Here is a 17,164-nt window from a genome sequence, read left to right as displayed (position 1 = left end):
GATGGCTGAGAACACCGTTGTCTACCAGGGTACCGGCCGTCGTAAGAACGCCGTCGCCCGCGTCCGTCTCGTCCCCGGCACCGGCAAGGTGACCATCAACAAGCGTGACGCCGAGCAGTATTTCGGCCGTCATCAGCTCGTTGAGAACGCCCTTGCTCCCTTCAAGGTGACCGACACCGCCGGTCAGTTCGACGTTATCGCTCTGTGCGATGGCGGCGGCATCTCCGGTCAGTCCGGCGCTCTGCGCCTGGGCATCGCTCGCGCTCTTCTGAACGCTGGCGACTACCGTGCTGACCTCAAGAAGGCCGGTTTCCTTACGCGCGATGCTCGCGTGGTCGAGCGCAAGAAGTACGGCCTCAAGAAGGCCCGCCGCGCTCCCCAGTTCTCCAAGCGCTAAGGTTTTATCTCCTTTCGAGATACAATGTACAAGCGGGGCCTGCCGATTCCTCGGCGGGTCCCGCTTTTCTTTTTCGACTAGGGCGGGCGGTTGCATATCGCCTGCTAGGGAAGGAGCGATCCTATGCCCCAGAACATCTTCGGTACCGACGGCGTTCGTGGCGTCGCCAATGCCGGCCTCTCGTGCGACCTCGCGTTTCGCCTGGGCCGCGCGGCGACCAAGTTTCTTGGTCCGGATATCTGCATCGGCCGCGACACGCGTCTTTCGGGCACCATGCTCGAGAGCGCTCTGACCGCCGGCATTATGGCCGAGGGCGGCCGCCCGCATTGCTGCGGCGTCATCCCCACGCCGGCCGTGGCCCTGCTCACCGTTCAAAACGAGCTCGACGGCGGCATCGTCATCTCTGCTTCGCATAATCCGCCGGAGTTCAACGGCATCAAGTTCTTTAGCCGCAAGGGCATGAAGCTTCCCGATGCTGTCGAGGAAGAGGTCAGCGCCTGGGTCATGTCCGAGGAAGCCATGGCTGCCGACACGCTGCCGACCGGTGCCGGCGTGGGCCACATCATCAAGATGAAGGATGCCCGCAAGGCATATGTCGATCATGCCATCGATACGCTTGATGGCCTGAGGCTCGATGGCCTGGTCGTTGCCGTCGACTGCGGTCACGGTGCTTCCTGCCAGACCACGCCCGCCGCGCTGCAGCGCCTGGGCGCCACGGTCCACGCCATCAACACCGATTATTGCGGCACCGACATCAACGTCGAGTGCGGCTCTACGCACCTTGAGCCCCTGCGCGAGCTCGTGCTGCGTACCCACGCCGATATCGGCTTGGCCCACGACGGCGACGCCGATCGCGTGCTGTTCGTGGACAGCGAGGGCAATGAGATCGACGGTGACTACATCCTGGCTATCTGCGGTTCTGACCTTGCCGCTCGCGGCAAGCTCGCCAACTCCGAGATCGTCTCGACCGTCATGTGCAACCTGGGCTTCTCCATCGCTATGAAGGAGCAGGGCTTCGAGATGGTTCAGACCGCCGTGGGCGACCGTTATGTTCTTGAGCGTATGCTCGCGGACGGCGCCGTCATCGGCGGCGAACAGTCCGGCCACATCATCTTCCTGGAGCACAACACCACCGGTGACGGCCTGGTGACGGCTTTGCAGCTGCTGGCCGTGCTCAAGCGCACCGGTCGTACCCTCACCGATCTTTCCGGCATCATGAAGAAGTACCCGCAGGTGCTCGTCAACGTGCATTCCGACAACAAGGCTGGTCTGGACGATTGCCAGCCCATCTGGGATGCCGTCGCTGCTGCCGAGAAGGAGCTTGACGGCCGCGGCCGCATTCTGGTGCGCCCGAGCGGTACCGAGCCGCTGGTCCGCGTGATGGCCGAGGCCGAGACGCACGAGCTGACCCAGCGCGTTGTCGACGACATCGTCGAGGTTGTCAAGCGCGAACTTCCCTAATGGTCAAAAACCGTTGCCAAGTGGTAAACTGTTAAGGTTATTTTGATTGATTGGTATGTCCGAGGGGGAGCATGTTCACTAAAGTCCTAAGGTCTTTTGGTATGCGTGGTCGAGTCCTTACGCTGGATGCTCCCATCTCGGGCGACGTCATTCCGCTCTCTGAGGTAAACGATCAGACGTTTGCCACCGGCCTTTTGGGCCAGGGCGTGGCGATTCAGCCCACCGGAACGCGTGTGATTGCACCGGCTGACGCCAAGGTCGAGGCTATTTTTCCCACGGGACACGCCGTAGCGCTTAACACGGTCGATGGCTTGGACGTGCTCATCCACGTTGGTTTGGACACTGTTCAGCTCGAGGGCAAGCACTTTACCGTACATGCGCAAGTGGGTGACATCGTCCATAAGGGCGATGTACTCATTGAGTTCGATCGCGAGGCAATTGCTGCCGAGGGCTACGATGTGACGGTTCCCATCTTGGTATGCAACTCCGTTGAGTTCTCGAGCATCAAGGGCTCCGTTGGCGTGCATGTCGAAGAGATGGACCAGCTCATCGTTGCTCGCGAGCGCTAGCAAGTGCACGTGGCCATTAGTCTACAATTCAAACACGTTTACGGAGGGCGCCCTTGAAAGAGGACGCCCTCAGTGGCAAGATGGGAGTTGTCCGAAGCTAAAAGGCTTTGGGTCACCGTGGACGGGCAGGGGCCTCGACGCGGTTAGACACGAGACACATACATTACGCGACCTCGCCCTGGTGGCCGCACACGTTGGTTGCGGCCGACGCGGGCCGCGGGCAAGTGCTTGTAAGGGAGCCTTGCCTCTCTTGTACGAGAAAGGACGCGTAATGAAGATCATTAAAGCTAAAGACTACGAGGATATGAGCCGCAAGGCCGCTAATATCATCTCGGCCCAGGTTATCCTCAAGCCCGACTGTGTGCTGGGCCTTGCCACCGGCTCCACCCCGATCGGTGCCTACAAGCAGCTCGCTGCTTGGTACAAGAAGGGTGACGTTGACTTTGCCGAGGTCAGCACCTACAACCTGGACGAGTATCGCGGCCTTTCGCACGACGATCCCCAGAGCTATCACTACTTCATGCGTGAGAACTTCTTCGATCACATCAACATCGACCTGAACAACACGCATGTTCCCGACGGTTCCAACCCCGACGCCGCCGCTGCCTGCTCTGAGTACGACAAGATCGTCGCCGACGCCGGTTACCCGGATCTGCAGCTGCTCGGCATTGGCAACAACGGCCACATCGGCTTCAACGAGCCCGATGACCACTTCTCCAAGGGCACGCACTGTGTCGACCTCACCGAGAGCACCATTCAGGCCAACAGCCGCCTGTTCGACAGCATCGACGATGTTCCCCGTCAGGCCTACACCATGGGTACCCAGACCATCATGTATGCCCGCATGATCCTGGTCGTCGCCAACGGCGAGGCCAAGGCTCAGGCCGTGCATGACATGTGCTATGGTCCGGTTACACCCGAGTGCCCGGCTTCGATCCTGCAGCTGCACACCAACTGCGTTGTCGTTGCCGACGAGGCCGCTCTTTCGCTCTGCGAGTAGCGCGAATCCTGCGGCTCGACATAACCTTGCCTAAGGCCTCCGCTTTGCGGGGGCCTTTTTGCTATCCCTTTCTGTCCACTTGACCAAAAACTTGCCGTAAGCTTGACGAATACCGGATGTCCAACAGCTTGATTCATTCCATATCAGATTCTATGCAAAAATGCCACTAGAAGGTCGTAGACGGTAGCGGGTGCTAGGCGAGTTGAATGACATGGCTGAACCTTGTTCATCTGCGTTACACTGCCGCTTAGATGGGACAAGCTGACAAGCTCATTTACCTGCTTAAAGACCGATTAGTCGGGGGATTAATAACAATCGGCCCTCGCTGTACAAAAACTTGCCGCTTGCGTACCAAAAGACAACCTAAAACACAAGGTCGCTCTATTCATAGCGCGGCTTGTATGGTCTTGCGGCTACAGTGTCCATACGGTCGAGTTGAGGAGCGGGCATGGTAAACGATTTGAGCGGTATAGACGACCTCGAGCTGATGCCGCTGGGCGGAGGCTATATGGTGCGACGCGAACGCTTGATGAATGAGCTTATCGCCAAGGGCCGAAAGGCCGGCATCGTGGTTCTTTATGCGCCCGACGGGTTTGGGAAGACCTCGGTGCTGCTGCAGTACACCCATGAGGTTAAATGCGACCCGACGCGAGGCCCCGTGCGGATTATCGAGGCCGATCGCGCCATTGGGCGCGAGGTGTTTATGCAGCTCGAGGTGGTTACCGAAGAACTCAAAGACAAACCGCACTCCCTTATCGCGATTGATAATGTGCCAAACCTCGATCAGCACGATACCGAAGACCTCATCGACAGGATTCGTGGGCTGCGCGCTATGGGGGTAGGGGTCTTTATCTCCTGCCGTCCTTCAAATCGTCAGCTGATTCATGGGCTGGGCGATTCGGTTAAGATCAATGCGCAGATGCTCAAGGTGCATGCCTATGAGTATTCGGCGTGGGCATCGGCGTTTTCGATCAGCACATCGCTTGACTTTTATCAGCTCACGCAGGGCGTGCCCGAGCTCGTCTCGGCATTGCAGACGGGTCTGTATGGCCAAGGTGACGTAGCCGGTCTGCTCGAAAACGAGATTGTCAACGTATATGGCGCGGCACTTGTCGATCTGGCTTCGCTCGACAATAATGCGCTGTTTCGCGTGGCATGTCTCATGGTTTTGATGGGCGAGGGCAATATCGCAGAACTCGAGGCTTGCGGGGTGAGGCTGTCGATGGTCGACCAGTCCTATTTTGTGCGCGACTACCCGATCTTTGGCTTGGATCCCGCCGAGCGGAGTTTTACGTGTCTGGGCACGGAGGATAACGGACGCTTGCGCTTGCGTAAGTTGGTGGCCGAGGTTCGCCCCGAACTTGTTCCGAGGGCGGCCCGGATTTTGCTTAAGGCGGGCCGATGCGATGCGGCGATGGGCCTGGCGGACGCCTTTTTGGACCGTGAAGCGGTCCTTGAACTTGCTGGGCAGTATGGGGTCGATCTGGCTCTGACGGGGCACGGGGCCGATATCTGCCGAGCGGCGCTGGGCACGATCGATGCCGACGATCCGGCTCCAGAGCCAACGCCTGCCGAAGCGCTTGGCGTATATCTGGCAGCGGTCAGCGTGTCCAATACAAAGCTCGCTCGCTATATGGCATCGGTCGTCGAACGCGGGGGCGAACGGGCGGCCTGCGAAATAGACCCTGTTTCATGGAGGGTGGCCCAGACGCTGACGGCTGTTTGCTATGGGGACAACGGGCTTGGGCTCCCTACGAACCTGGCCGTGCCAGAAATCGAGACATCCCATACCGCACTCGATATGTTGTCTGCGCATATCGAGGTCAAACGCTGTCTGACCGAGCGGGGAAATGACGGCGGCGTTCTACAACAGCTCAAAACGAGCAAGGCCTACGACTGCGAGCTCGACATCGCGGGGATTGTTATACGGGCCGATAGCATGCTGGTGGAGCTCTTTGACGGGTCGTTTGCGGGAACCGACGAGCGCGACGACGAGATGACGGTGGTGCGGGAGGCGCTCGACGTACGTGGGCTTAAGGCGATGGCTATCTGGGTGCGCATGGTGTTGGCGGCACGGCGGCTCCTTTCCGGCTTGCCGGTAACCGACGACGCGGCGTTCAACGAGCTCGATCGTTTTGCCGTGCGCATGCGCGACAACCAGATTCAGCTGTTTGGGCTGTTGCTAGAAGGCTGGCAGTCGCTGGCAGAGGGACGGCCGGTTAATGCAAAGTTCCGTGCGGTCCAAGTGCTCAAACTTGCCGAGGAGTCGATTGCGTACATGCGCGATAACGCATTGCTGCTGGAGCGCGCGGCATATCTGCGTAACACCTCGATGGTTTCGGTGCGCGAGGAAGCGGAGTTGCTCGATATAAGCCAGACGCAGGTTGGTGGAGCGGAGGCCTGGATGGTGGCGCTGCATTTGGCCTGTGCGGGCCGAGACAGCGATCTTGCGGCCTGGATGTCCATGAATCGTGCGGGGATTCTAGAGCCATCGTATCGGCTCTTTGCGCGCCTTGCCATGCATTGTCTGGGCGAGCCGGCGGGCAGGATACGCAAGAAGCTTCCCGTGCGCGAGCTGTCGCGGTACTCGCTGCGCGACGATTTGGAAGGAGAGGGCGAGCGCCTGTTCCAGGCCGGCGAGGTTGAAGCCGTTGATACTATCGACCATATCGAGATTCGCATGTTTGGTGCGTTTCGCGCCGAGCGCGACGGATTTCCCATCACGGACAAAATGTGGCGCCGCAAGAAGGCGGCGACACTTGCCGAGCGGCTTGCACTGGGCATGGATGCGCTCGTCGACCGCGAGACGCTGGCCATGGAGCTGTGGCCCCATGCCGAGTTCAATAGCGCCCGCAACAACCTGTACTCGACGATATCGCGCTTGCGGTCGGCTTTGGGACCGACGCCGGATGGCAAGTCATGTGTGCTCATCCAAAATGAATGCATCGGACTCAACGGCGACTACGTCAAGACCGATGTACGGCTGTTTGACCAGATAAGCCGCGAGGTTTTGGGAAATCGCACGGGTGCGCGCGGGCCCCATTTAGTTGAGCTGTGCCTTAAGATTGAGCAGCTTTATGCCGGACCGCTGTATGTTCCCAATGGCTGTAATCCCACCTACTTTTTGCGTATGCGACGCATTATGCAGTCAAAGTACATCGATTGCATGATTAAGGGAGCAAATGCCGCTCTAGAAGAAAACGATCTGCAGTCGGCGATTTGGCTGGCGGAGTCGGGGCTTCGGCAGGAAACGGCGCGTGAGGATATGGTGCGCTGCGCCATGCGCGTCTACAGTGCGGCGGGGCGGCGGCGCGATATCGTCGAGCTGTACAGCGGGCATATGCACCATCTAAGGGAGCAGGTCAATGGCGTGCCCGAGCCCGAGACGCGGCGTCTATACGAGCGCTTAGTGGAGGGGCGGCTCAATCGCGTGTTGGTCGAGCGATAAAAAACGGGCGCCCGAAGTACTTGGGCACCCGTAAGCTTGCTATGTGTTGGCTCGCCGGATCATTGGCTCTTAGACGAGCTTGATCTTCTCGATATCCTTGCGCGAGGACTCGCGATACAGCGAGAACTTGCGGCCGATGACCTGGACGACCTCGGCGTGGCAGCGCTCGGCGAGCTCTTCGGCGGCTTCGCGGGCGGAAAGACTGGAGCCATCGAGCACGGAGCACTTAACGAGCTCGTGCTTCTCCAGGTAGGCGACCGTCTGCTCGACGGTGCCCTCGTTGACATCGGACTTGCCGATGATGATGGCGGGGTTGAGGTGATGGGCCATGCTGCGAAGCTGCTTGACCTGTGCTCCTGTCAGTGCCATGGGTTCTCGCTTTCTATGTATGGGGCGCCCCGCAATGGGGCCTTAATCTACGTGAGCTGTCCCACGATAGCGCAGGAACGGCGCGGTGTGGAGCGCGTTTGCCCAGTTCAAAAAGAATGCGGATGCCGAGTGAGTGGGCGGCGTGGGCTGCGAACAGGCTATGAGCGGGGCGCAGAGACCGGCTCCCATGCAATAAACGCCCAACGGACCTTGCGGACGTGGTCGAGCATATAGCGTCCCTGCGGCACACCCTTGGAGCCCGGCTCACCGGCATGGGGGTTCTCAATCATGTGCTGGGCGATGTAGTCGCGCAGACGGTCGACCTTATCCTCGTTGCCATGCTCGAGCATACGGGAAAAATCTGCTACGCCCGCTTCAAGGCTATCGAAGGTATCGCGACGAGGCGATTCAAAGTACGTAACCTGCGGCAGGGCACCCATCTGAATGAGGATATTAAAAGCATACACAAAGCCATTACTGCAGGTAACCGAGGCGCCGATGGCGTTCATCAGGTGCAGGTCATAGCGCGGGCTGGAGTTGGCGACCATCGTGACAGCACAACGCCGACGAGCCGTACGATCAAGCTTGGCAAGCGCACCTTTTAGATTGGTCGTCGTAACCGACCGACTGGCAAAGGCAACATCTACCGCTTTCGTGACCGGGCCAACCAAATCCCAATCATCATCCCAAGCAAGCTCAAGCGGCGTAATGCGATCCTCGAGCTCATAGTACTCAATGCCGGCATCAAGCGTGCCCAACATGGCAGGAGAGAAGTCGGCAGCAATCACGGAATGCCCAGCCTGAGCAAGCGGAATAGCAATCGACCCAGCCCCACACCCCATATCGAGCACGGATTCACCAGGCTTTAACGCCAACAGCTTCATAAAGTCCCGGGCATACGGAGCAGTCTCAAGCGGCCGAAAATGCCGAGCCCGCTTATCCCACTCAAAAGAATCATCAGCCCGCCGCCGATCAGCTTGCAAGCGTATCCATTCGCCATTCCAATCTGCAGAAAGAAGCTCAGAGCGAGCATCCCCATCAACCACGGGCCAACCTCCTAGCAACAAAAAAGCGACTCCCCCCAAAAAGAAGAGCCGCAACCAGCATATATCAGAAAAAGAACCGTCCCAACGCCAAACCACCGCACCAGTCAAGTGGTGCAGGAGCGAAGCGACTGCAACCGGGATAGAACCCAACCGAGGTCCCGTTGTGCGGGAGCCCCGGGGAGGGCAAATATATAAGGTCGATCGCGAGTTCCGCACGAGCCGGAGAGCACTTAATGTGCTCTCCGTGCGAGTCAGGACTGTTCGAGCAGGCGACCTTATATATTTGCCCTCCCCGGGGCTCCTCGCCAGTCCCCCTCAGCTAGTTTTTCAGCGAGTTCAGCGGCGCCGGGAAGCGTCCACCGCGGTGGGCAAGCACGGTGCCGGCGTTGGGGTTCACCGGCATGATGGGCGCACGGCCGAACAGGCCGCCGTACTCGACGCAGTCGCCCACGCCCTTGCCAATGGCGGGAATCACGCGGACGGCCGTGGTCTTGTTGTTGATGACGCCGATGGCCATCTCGTCGGCGATGATGCCGGCGATGGTCTCGACCGGGGTGTCGCCGGGGATGGCAATCATGTCCAGGCCAACGGAGCACACGCAGGTCATGGCCTCGAGCTTCTCGAGCGAAAGCGCACCGGCCTCGACGGCGGCGATCATGCCGGCATCCTCGGACACGGGGATAAAGGCGCCGGAGAGACCGCCCACGCTGGAGCTGGCCATGACGCCGCCCTTCTTGACGGCATCGTTGAGCATGGCGAGCGCGCAGGTCGTGCCGGGGCCACCGCAGGTGCCCACGCCGATGATCTCGAGGATGCGGGCAACGGAGTCGCCGATGGCAGGCGTGGGAGCCAGCGACAGGTCGACAATGCCTTTCTCGACACCCAGGCGGCGGGCTGCCTCACGGCTCATGAGCTCGCCGGCGCGGGTGATCTTAAAGGCGGTCTGCTTGATTTTCTCGGCAACCTCCATCATCGAGGCGGAGTCGGGGAGCGTCTCCAAGGCAGCAGCCATAACGCCGGGGCCCGAGACGCCAACGTTGATGACGGCGTCGGCCTCGCCACCGCCGTGGACGGCGCCCGCCATAAACGGGGAGTCCTCGACCATGTTGGCAAAGCAGACAAACTTGGAGGCGCCAACGGAATCCTGGTCGGCCGTGAGCTTGGCGGCATCGATGATGGTCTGGGCGGCCATGAGCACAGCGTCCATGTTGATGCCGGCGCGCAGGCTGGCGACGTTGACGCTGGAGCAGACGCGGCTCGTGGTGGCGAGCGCCTGGGGGATGGACTGGATGACGCGGCGGTCGGCGTCGCCGATGCCCTTCTGGACGAGTGCGGAGAAGCCGCCCAGGTAGTCGATGCCGAGCGTCTCGGCCGCGCGGTCGAGGGCATGCGCGATGGGGGTGAGGTCCTCATCCTTGCAGCATGCGGCGATCTGCGCCACCGGGGTGACGGAAACGCGCTTGTTGACGATGGGGATACCGTACTCGCGCTCGAGGTTCTCGGCGGTCTCGACCAGATGCTCAGCCGTGTGCGTCACGTGGTCGTAGATCTTCGTGCACATGCGGTCGAGGTTCTCGTCACCGCAACCCATGAGCGAAACACCCATGGTGATGGTCCTGATGTCGAGGTTCTGCTCCTCAACCATGCCGCGGGTTTCCGCGATTTCTGCGGGCGTGATCGCCATCCTTGCGCTCCTATCTGCCAAAACGAGCATAGTCTTATCTATTCTAACGTGCCGCACGTGCCAAGTGGCGCATGCGGCACGTTTTGGTGCTCGGTTGTTTCCGTTGTGTTACTGTCCGAAGACTTCTTCGGCGATACGAGCGCTCTCGGCGGCGTCCTTGGCGTAGTAGTCCGCGCCGATCTGCTTGGCGTATTCGGGGGTGAGTACGGCGCCGCCTACGATGATCTTGACGCCCGGCACCTCGGCATGAAGCAGCTTGATGGTCTCTTCCATGGCCACGACGGTGGTAGTCATAAGTGCCGAGAGGCCGACGAGTTTGATATCGCGCTCCTTGACGGTCTTGAGTACCTCTTGTGGGTCGACGTCGCGGCCTAGGTCAAAGACGGTGTAGCCGTAGTTATCGAGCAGCATCTTGACGATGTTCTTGCCAATATCGTGGATATCGCCCTTGACGGTGGCCACGCAGATCTTGCCCTTGTCGGCAATCTCGCCGGCGGGCATCAGGCGCTTGATGGTGTCGAAGCCCACGCGTGCGGCTTCGGCCGAGGCCATAAGCTGCGGCAAGAAGAACTTGCCCTGGTCAAAGAGGACGCCAACCTCGTCGAGGGCGGGGATAAAGTGATTGTTGATGAGGTCCATAGCGTCGTGGTCTGTCAGCAGACGCTCGGTCTCGGCAGCGATCTCGCCTTTGCGGCCCGAGACGACCATTCGACGAATCGGGTCGTCGTTGCCGTCAGTGCCGGCGGTGCCAGCAGCAGGCGCGGCATCACTCGATGCGGCCTGAGCCGCTGCCGGGTTGGCGGCGATCTTGTACGGATCGGTCCAGCCGGCATAGCGCTCGATGTATCCGGTCGAGCCCTCGTCTTCAACGCTCAGGACGCGATAGCTGTAGACGGTATCCATAAAGCGCTTGGAGCCCGGGTTCATGATGGGGGCGTCCAGGCCCGCGCCGAAGGCGGCGGCCAAAAAGACCGAACCCAGCAGCGGGCGGGCAGGCAGGCCAAAGCTGATGTTCGACACGCCGAGCGCGCATTTGACGCCCAGACGCTCCTTGCACAGGGACATGGCGCGTAGGATCTGCTCAGCCTGGCGTTGATTAGTCGAGGCGGTCATGACCAGACAGTCGATGAGGATGCGGTCCGGGCCGATGCCGTAGCGGGCGGCCTCGGCCACGATGCGCTCGGCGATGGCGAAGCGGGCCTCGGCGGTATCGGGGATGCCGCCTTCGTCGAGCGTAAGGCCGACAACGTTGGTGCCGTAGTGGGCGACCAGCGGAAAGATCTCATCCATGATCTGCTGCTTGCCATTGACCGAGTTGATGATGGGCTTGCCGGCGTAGCGGCGCACGGCGGCCTCGACGGCTGCGGGGTCGGTGGAGTCGATCTGCAGCGGCAGCAGCGTGGAGCCCTGGAGCTGTTCGGTCGCCTGTTGGATGATCTTGACCTCGTCGATCTCGGGCAGGCCCACGTTGACGTCCAGAATGTCGGCGCCCTGTTCCTGCTGGCTGATGCCCTGGCTCACAACGTAGTCCAGGTCGCCGTCGCGCAGGGCCTGCTGCAGGCGCTTTTTGCCGGTGGGGTTGATGCGCTCGCCGATGACGGCGATCTTGTGGCCGTCGCAGGGAAGGTCCACGACCGTTTGGGCGCTCGTGACCGACATGCTGGGCTTGCGGCGGCGCGGGCTGGGCGTGTGGTTGTCGATAAGCGTGCGCAGGGCCGCCATGTGCGCCGGCGTGGTGCCGCAGCAGCCGCCCACGACGCTCACGCCGTCGGCGATCATGCCGGCGACGGCCTCGGCGTATTCGGGGGCTTGGATATCAAAGACGGTGTTGCCGTCGTCGTCCACATGGGGTAGTCCCGCGTTGGCCTGCACCATAATGGGCTTATCGGTAACGGTGAGCATACGTGCGGCGAGCCCCCGGAGCTCGGCCGGTCCCTGGCTGCAGTTGATGCCCAAAACGTCGGCGCCGATGGCATCGAGCGTGATGGCGGCCACCTCGGGACTCGTGCCCAGGAAGGTGCGACCGTCTTCCTCGAAGGTCATGGTGGCAAAGACGGGCAGGTCGGAGTTTTCGCGACAGGCGAGGACGGCCGCCTTGATCTCGGCCAGGTCGGTCATAGTCTCGATAATAAAGAGGTCCACGCCCGCATCGACGCCGGCGCGCACTTCCTCGGCAAAGAGGTCATAGGCCTCGTCAAAGCTGAGGGTGCCTAAGGGACGAAGCAGCGCGCCGATGGGGCCGATATCGCCGGCGACGTAGCGGGCGCCGGCCTCGCGGGCGCAGGCGACAGCGGCGGCAAAGACGTCTGCCACGGTGGCGGCGCCGTCGAGCTTGTGGGCGTTGGCGCCAAAGGTGTTGGCGGTGATCACGTCGCAGCCAGCCTCGACGTACTGGCGCTGAATGTCGGTAATGACCTGGGGTTCCTCAAAGTTGAGCAGCTCGGGCAGGGCGCCCGCCTTCATGCCAGCGGCCTGCAACATGGTGCCCATGCCGCCGTCGAACAGCAGGTGTCCCGTGCCATCGATGGCCGCACGCAGGCGATCGTCCTTAATGCGCAGATCGTCGATCGTGCGCGTCTTGTACGTGGCACCGTTGCGACGTGCGGCATCAACAGGTGCCGCCAATGCAGTGCCGTCAGAATCATGAGTGATAAGCGGAGTAAACATCGAGGGCTCCTAATGGCTGGAATAGCAGGTGGTGTGGGCGGCGCGGAAGCGGCAGTGCTCGCGCATGCGGCAGATATTGCAGGTGGGGCGGCTCTGGGCGTCGTGGACTTCGCCTTCGAACAGACCGATCACCGCGGTCACGCTCTTGGTGGGCATGAGTAGGCTGGTGGGTGTGACGGTCAGACCGATGAGCCGCGTGGCGTTGAGCGCATTGACGATCGAGCGCTGGGCCGAGAGCGGGCAGTCGCCGTAGCCGGGACTAAAGCGCCAGTTGCCGGCGAGCCCATGAACGGCGGCGTCCGTCTTGACCTGCTGGTCCATTTGCTCAACGGCGGCTTCCACGTAAGCGGAGCACGCGGCGTCGAGCACGGCGCCCTCCAGGGGATGTTGGGCTCCCGTGGTGCGCAGGCGACGCTCGGCGTCCATGCCGAGGGTGCATGCCATGAGTGCGGCAAAGCGGGCGTCTTTGAGATGTCGATAGATATCGCGACCGCGCAGCTCAACGTTGGTGCCAACCAGGCGAATGCAAGGTTCTCCCTGCTCGTCCACACCCGTGGCATCGACGGCAAACACGCGGCGCACGCCACGGGGCTCAATGTCCAATTCCAGACGCTCGACCACAAGCTCAATACGCTGCGACAGCTCGGGCTCAATCTGCTGGCCGCCGTAACCCAGATACCGCAGCATCTCGGCACGGTCGACACGGGGATGGTGCGCAGCATTGATACGGTAGAGCGCCGGCGACGCAAGGTCGGCCGGCACTTCGACAGCGATTGTATCGATGTGCGGTTTTTCCATTACCCCAGGCGCTCCATAATGGTCGCGGCGATCGCAGGACGGTTCATAGTGTACAGGTGCAGGCCGTCAGCGCCGTGCTCCTTGAGGTCGCAAAGCTGGCGGGCTGCATAATCTACACCAGCTGCCTGCAGGCTCTCGGGGTCGTTCTCGTACTTGGCGAGAATCTTGATGACGGGGGAGGGCAGCGACGCGCCGCACATAAAGACCATGCGGCTGATCTGCGACTTGCCCATAAACGGCATGATGCCCGCGGTAATGGGCACGGTGATGCCGGCCTTGTCGGCAAGCTCGCGAAAACGGTAGAAGCACTCATTATCAAAGAAGAGCTGCGTCACAAAGAAGCTTGCGCCGGCGTCCTGTTTTTGCTTGAGGTGTTCGACCGAGAGGTTGAGATCCTCACAGGCAATGTGGCCCTCGGGGTAGGCTGCGGCGCCCACGCAAAAGCCGGCGTCGACGAGCTCGGGGATGAGGTCGCGGGCGTAGGCGTAGTCGGAGGCGGGCTTGTCGTCCTCGGTTGCGCCGGCAGGGAGATCGCCACGCAGGGCCAGGATATTTTCCACGCCGGCGGTGCGATACTCGTCGATCTTGGCGGCGATATCGGCGTGCGAGCGGCCCACGCAGGTAAGGTGTGCCACCGAGGGTGTATCGAATTCGCTCGTAATCATATGCGCGATGGGGGCGGTGGTGGCGCCGTTGCCCGAGCCGCCGGCCGAGCAGGTGACCGAGACAAAGCTCGGCGAAAGCTTGCACAGATTGCCTGCCACTTCGCGAGCCGTGTCGAGGGTCAGCTCGCCCTTGGGCGGGAACATCTCAAACGAAATGGGCGCGGTGTCCTGGGATGCTGCCTGCTTAAAAACCTCGTCGACGCGCATATCGTGCTCCTCTAGATACGTAATAGTGTGATGTGTTGTAAGGATTCTACAGCACCACTGTGCCACGGTGGAGTTTCATTCGCTATTTGAGGATACCAATCAAAGATGCCTTGCTATCGGCTTTCTCTATAACAGAGCGGCTAATCTAGGCACGGACTATAAAGACTGGTATCTGATGCAAAATACCAGTTAATAGAGCTCCATCCCAAATTGACTACCCTTAAACCATGGGGAGAGGTCTGCTATTTATACAGTTGATTGGCTGTTGAGGGTGGCAACGCCGCCTCGATAGGGTAACCTCATTGATTGGTTTCGCGACGGCAACATAACGGTAATGTCGCGGAAACACGGCGAGTCTAAGCTATGACTCGTTCGTTAGTAATCAACACCGCTTCTCACGCGGTGCCGATACGAAGGGAGTTCCGTATGGCCGAACTTACTGACCGCTTCGGGACCATGGTGTTCTCTGAGGAAGTCATGAAGGACTACCTCCCCAAGGACATTTGGAAGCGCCTTGCTGCAACCCTCGAGGGCGGTGAGCCGCTCGACCTGGATGTGGCCAACGCCGTTGCCCATGCCATGAAGGTCTGGGCCATCTCCAAGGGCGCGACGCACTACGCGCACTGGTTCCAGCCTCTTTCGGGCATTACTTCCGAGAAGCACGACAGCTTCTTGGAGCCCAACCACGACGGCACCGCCATTACCAAGTTTACGGGCAAGAACCTCATCCAGGGCGAGCCGGACGCCTCCAGCTTCCCCAACGGCGGCCTGCGTGCCACCTTCGAGGCCCGTGGCTACACCGCTTGGGATCCCACCAGCCCCGCCTTTATCAAGGACGATGTCCTGTGCATCCCCACGGCTTTCTGCTCCTACACGGGCGAGGCCCTGGACAAGAAGACCCCGCTGCTGCGCTCCATGACCGCGCTCTCGCGTGAGTCTAAGCGCGTTTTGGCGCTGTTTGGCAAGACCCCCAAGAAGGTCGTTCCTTCCGTGGGCGACGAGCAGGAGTACTTCCTGATCAAGAAGGACGCCTATCGCAAGCGCAAGGACCTGGTCATCACCGGTCGCACCCTCTTTGGTGCTGCTCCCTGCAAGGGCCAGGAGCTCGAGGAGCACTACTTTGGCGCTATCCGCCCCACCGTCTCGGCCTATATGAAGGACCTGGACGATGAGCTGTGGGCGCTTGGCATTCCCGCCAAGACCAAGCACAACGAGGTCGCTCCCTGCCAGCATGAGCTCGCCCCTGTCTATGGCGAGGTCAACGAGGCCATCGACCAGAATCTGGTCATGATGGAGAAGATGAAGCTCATCGCCTCCCGCCACGACTTGGTCTGCCTGCTGCACGAGAAGCCCTTCGAGGGCATCAACGGCTCGGGCAAGCACAACAACTGGTCGCTTGGCACCGAATCCGAGAATCTGCTCGATCCGGGCGACACTCCGCTCGACAACCTGCAGTTCATCGTCTTCCTCACCGCGGTGATCGAGGCCGTCGATAACTATCAGGAGCTCCTGCGTGCCTCCGTTGCCTCGGCCGGCAACGATCATCGTCTGGGCGCCAACGAGGCTCCTCCGGCGATTATGTCCATCTTCCTGGGCGACCAGCTTACCGAGGTCGTCGAGAAGATCATCGATGGCAAGGCTTCCGTCCATGCCACGCGCGGCGTGCTCGACCTGGGCGCCGATACCCTGCCCAAGCTGATGCAGGACAACACCGACCGCAACCGCACCTCCCCGTTTGCCTTCACCGGCAATAAGTTCGAGTTCCGTGCCTGCGGCTCCGAGCAGAACGTCTCCGACTCCAACCTGGTGCTCGATGCCGCCGTGGCCAAGTCGCTCAAGTCCTTCGCCGACGCGCTTGAGAGTACGCCCGAGGATGAGTTCCAGGACGCCGCGCTCGAGTACTGCAAGAAGGTCCTGACCGACCACCAGCGCATCCTGTTCTCCGGTGACGGCTACTCCGACGAGTGGCCCGTTGAGGCCGAGAAGCGTGGTCTTGCCAACAACAAGACCACGGCCGACGCCCTGCCCGCCTTTGTTTCCGAAAAGGCTATCGCGCTCTTTGAGGAGACGGGTGTCCTGACCAAGGCCGAGGCTCAGTGCCGCTACGACTGCAAGCTCGAGAAGTACAACAAGCTCATGAACATCGAGGCCACCACGATGGTTCGCGAGGCGCGTCGTACCTATCGCCCGGTCATTACCGCCTATGCCACCAAGGTCGCTAAGGGCCTTGAGACTATTCGTGCCGCCGGTGCCGAGGCCGCCATGCAGTGCGAGCAGAACACGCTCAACAAGCTCTGCAACGGTATCACCACCATCAACGACTCCATCAAGGCGCTCGACGCCGTGCATCAGAAGGCTGAGGCCCTCGATGGCCAGGAGCAGGCCAACGTGTACGCGCACGAGGTCGTTCCCGCTATGGATGCGCTGCGTGCCGCCGTGGACGCCATGGAGGAGATCGTGGCAGCCGACTACTGGCCGGTCCCGACCTACGACGACATCCTGTTCTACGTGTAGGGCGTAACTGACATATCGTCACGGTATTGAGCCGGGGTCCGCATCATGCGGGCCCCGGTTTTTGTTTGCGAAGGACGCTTTGAAGCCCGTTTTGCCGCCGATTTGCCTAGGTATAAAGGGCTATGGGCAAAAAACGTCAAATATGAGTACTGTCACAAGTCCTGTAACATTATTTATTTGCAAAATATGTAGTGTTACGCAACATATGTCCAAGTACTTAGCCGATAAACGTCTGCAATTTTTCCGCCGTAGGACGCCTGACGGTCGCGCGCGCAGACGTGGTGTAAGAGTGTCCTGAGGTCCGTCGCTGCAAGTCCCGATGTTACTCCTTCTTGAGAC

Annotated in this window: 12 protein-coding genes; 6 read left to right on the top strand and 6 right to left on the bottom strand. The window is 60.7% G+C overall.

The window, feature by feature from the left end; translation table 11 throughout:
• Window position 1 precedes the first annotated feature (1 nt).
• From rpsI to I2E45_RS01355, 5 genes are all read left to right on the top strand, one after another.
• On the top strand, window positions 2–397 hold the full coding sequence (gene rpsI / locus I2E45_RS01375; protein WP_022094634.1) for a 30S ribosomal protein S9: 396 nt from the start codon (window positions 2–4) through the stop codon (window positions 395–397).
• Between the two features lie 123 nt (window positions 398–520).
• Window positions 521–1,858: a phosphoglucosamine mutase gene (glmM, locus tag I2E45_RS01370; protein WP_195443892.1), complete on the top strand. Its 1,338-nt coding sequence runs from the start codon at window positions 521–523 to the stop codon at window positions 1,856–1,858.
• Between the two features lie 71 nt (window positions 1,859–1,929).
• Window positions 1,930–2,427: a PTS sugar transporter subunit IIA gene (locus I2E45_RS01365; RefSeq protein ID WP_022094632.1), complete on the top strand. Its 498-nt coding sequence runs from the start codon at window positions 1,930–1,932 to the stop codon at window positions 2,425–2,427.
• A gap of 271 nt (window positions 2,428–2,698) precedes the next feature.
• Window positions 2,699–3,427 (top strand): glucosamine-6-phosphate deaminase, encoded by a 729-nt coding sequence (gene nagB / locus I2E45_RS01360; protein ID WP_195443890.1) that lies wholly within the window; start codon window positions 2,699–2,701, stop codon window positions 3,425–3,427.
• 448 nt (window positions 3,428–3,875) lie between these two features.
• Window positions 3,876–6,875 (top strand): AfsR/SARP family transcriptional regulator, encoded by a 3,000-nt coding sequence (locus I2E45_RS01355; RefSeq protein ID WP_195443889.1) that lies wholly within the window; start codon window positions 3,876–3,878, stop codon window positions 6,873–6,875.
• A 69-nt stretch (window positions 6,876–6,944) separates the two neighbouring features.
• Here the strand turns inward: I2E45_RS01355 and I2E45_RS01350 are convergent, their stop codons facing one another.
• The 6 genes from I2E45_RS01350 to I2E45_RS01325 all read right to left on the bottom strand — a co-directional run bounded on the left by I2E45_RS01350 (window position 6,945) and on the right by I2E45_RS01325 (window position 14,311).
• Window positions 6,945–7,244, bottom strand: a complete 300-nt coding sequence (locus tag I2E45_RS01350; RefSeq protein ID WP_006234690.1) for a YhbY family RNA-binding protein — start codon at window positions 7,242–7,244, stop codon at window positions 6,945–6,947.
• 158 nt (window positions 7,245–7,402) lie between these two features.
• The gene (locus tag I2E45_RS01345; RefSeq protein ID WP_229058774.1) at window positions 7,403–8,086 is read right to left on the bottom strand and encodes a hypothetical protein; all 684 of its coding nucleotides are present in this window, start codon (window positions 8,084–8,086) and stop codon (window positions 7,403–7,405) included.
• 523 nt (window positions 8,087–8,609) lie between these two features.
• Window positions 8,610–9,974: a PFL family protein gene (locus I2E45_RS01340; RefSeq protein WP_117843357.1), complete on the bottom strand. Its 1,365-nt coding sequence runs from the start codon at window positions 9,972–9,974 to the stop codon at window positions 8,610–8,612.
• Between the two features lie 108 nt (window positions 9,975–10,082).
• The gene (locus I2E45_RS01335; RefSeq protein WP_195443885.1) at window positions 10,083–12,641 is read right to left on the bottom strand and encodes a homocysteine S-methyltransferase family protein; all 2,559 of its coding nucleotides are present in this window, start codon (window positions 12,639–12,641) and stop codon (window positions 10,083–10,085) included.
• A 9-nt stretch (window positions 12,642–12,650) separates the two neighbouring features.
• Complete coding sequence (locus I2E45_RS01330) at window positions 12,651–13,439, bottom strand: hypothetical protein (RefSeq protein ID WP_195443883.1); 789 nt, start codon at window positions 13,437–13,439, stop codon at window positions 12,651–12,653.
• Window positions 13,439–14,311: a methylenetetrahydrofolate reductase gene (locus tag I2E45_RS01325; protein ID WP_195443881.1), complete on the bottom strand. Its 873-nt coding sequence runs from the start codon at window positions 14,309–14,311 to the stop codon at window positions 13,439–13,441. The genes I2E45_RS01330 and I2E45_RS01325 overlap by 1 nt, the downstream gene beginning before the upstream one ends.
• 426 nt (window positions 14,312–14,737) lie before the next feature.
• On the opposite strand from I2E45_RS01325, the gene I2E45_RS01320 reads away from it, so the two are divergent.
• Window positions 14,738–16,825: a glutamine synthetase III family protein gene (locus I2E45_RS01320; RefSeq protein ID WP_195443879.1), complete on the top strand. Its 2,088-nt coding sequence runs from the start codon at window positions 14,738–14,740 to the stop codon at window positions 16,823–16,825.
• Window positions 16,826–17,164: the final 339 nt, after the last annotated feature.

Origin of the sequence: Collinsella aerofaciens (genome assembly GCF_015555045.1) — a bacterium.
GTDB classification, from domain to species: Bacteria; Actinomycetota; Coriobacteriia; order Coriobacteriales; family Coriobacteriaceae; genus Collinsella; species Collinsella aerofaciens_W.
The sequence above is the reverse complement of the archived record's forward strand: the minus strand, read 5'-3'. Positions and strand labels throughout refer to the sequence as shown.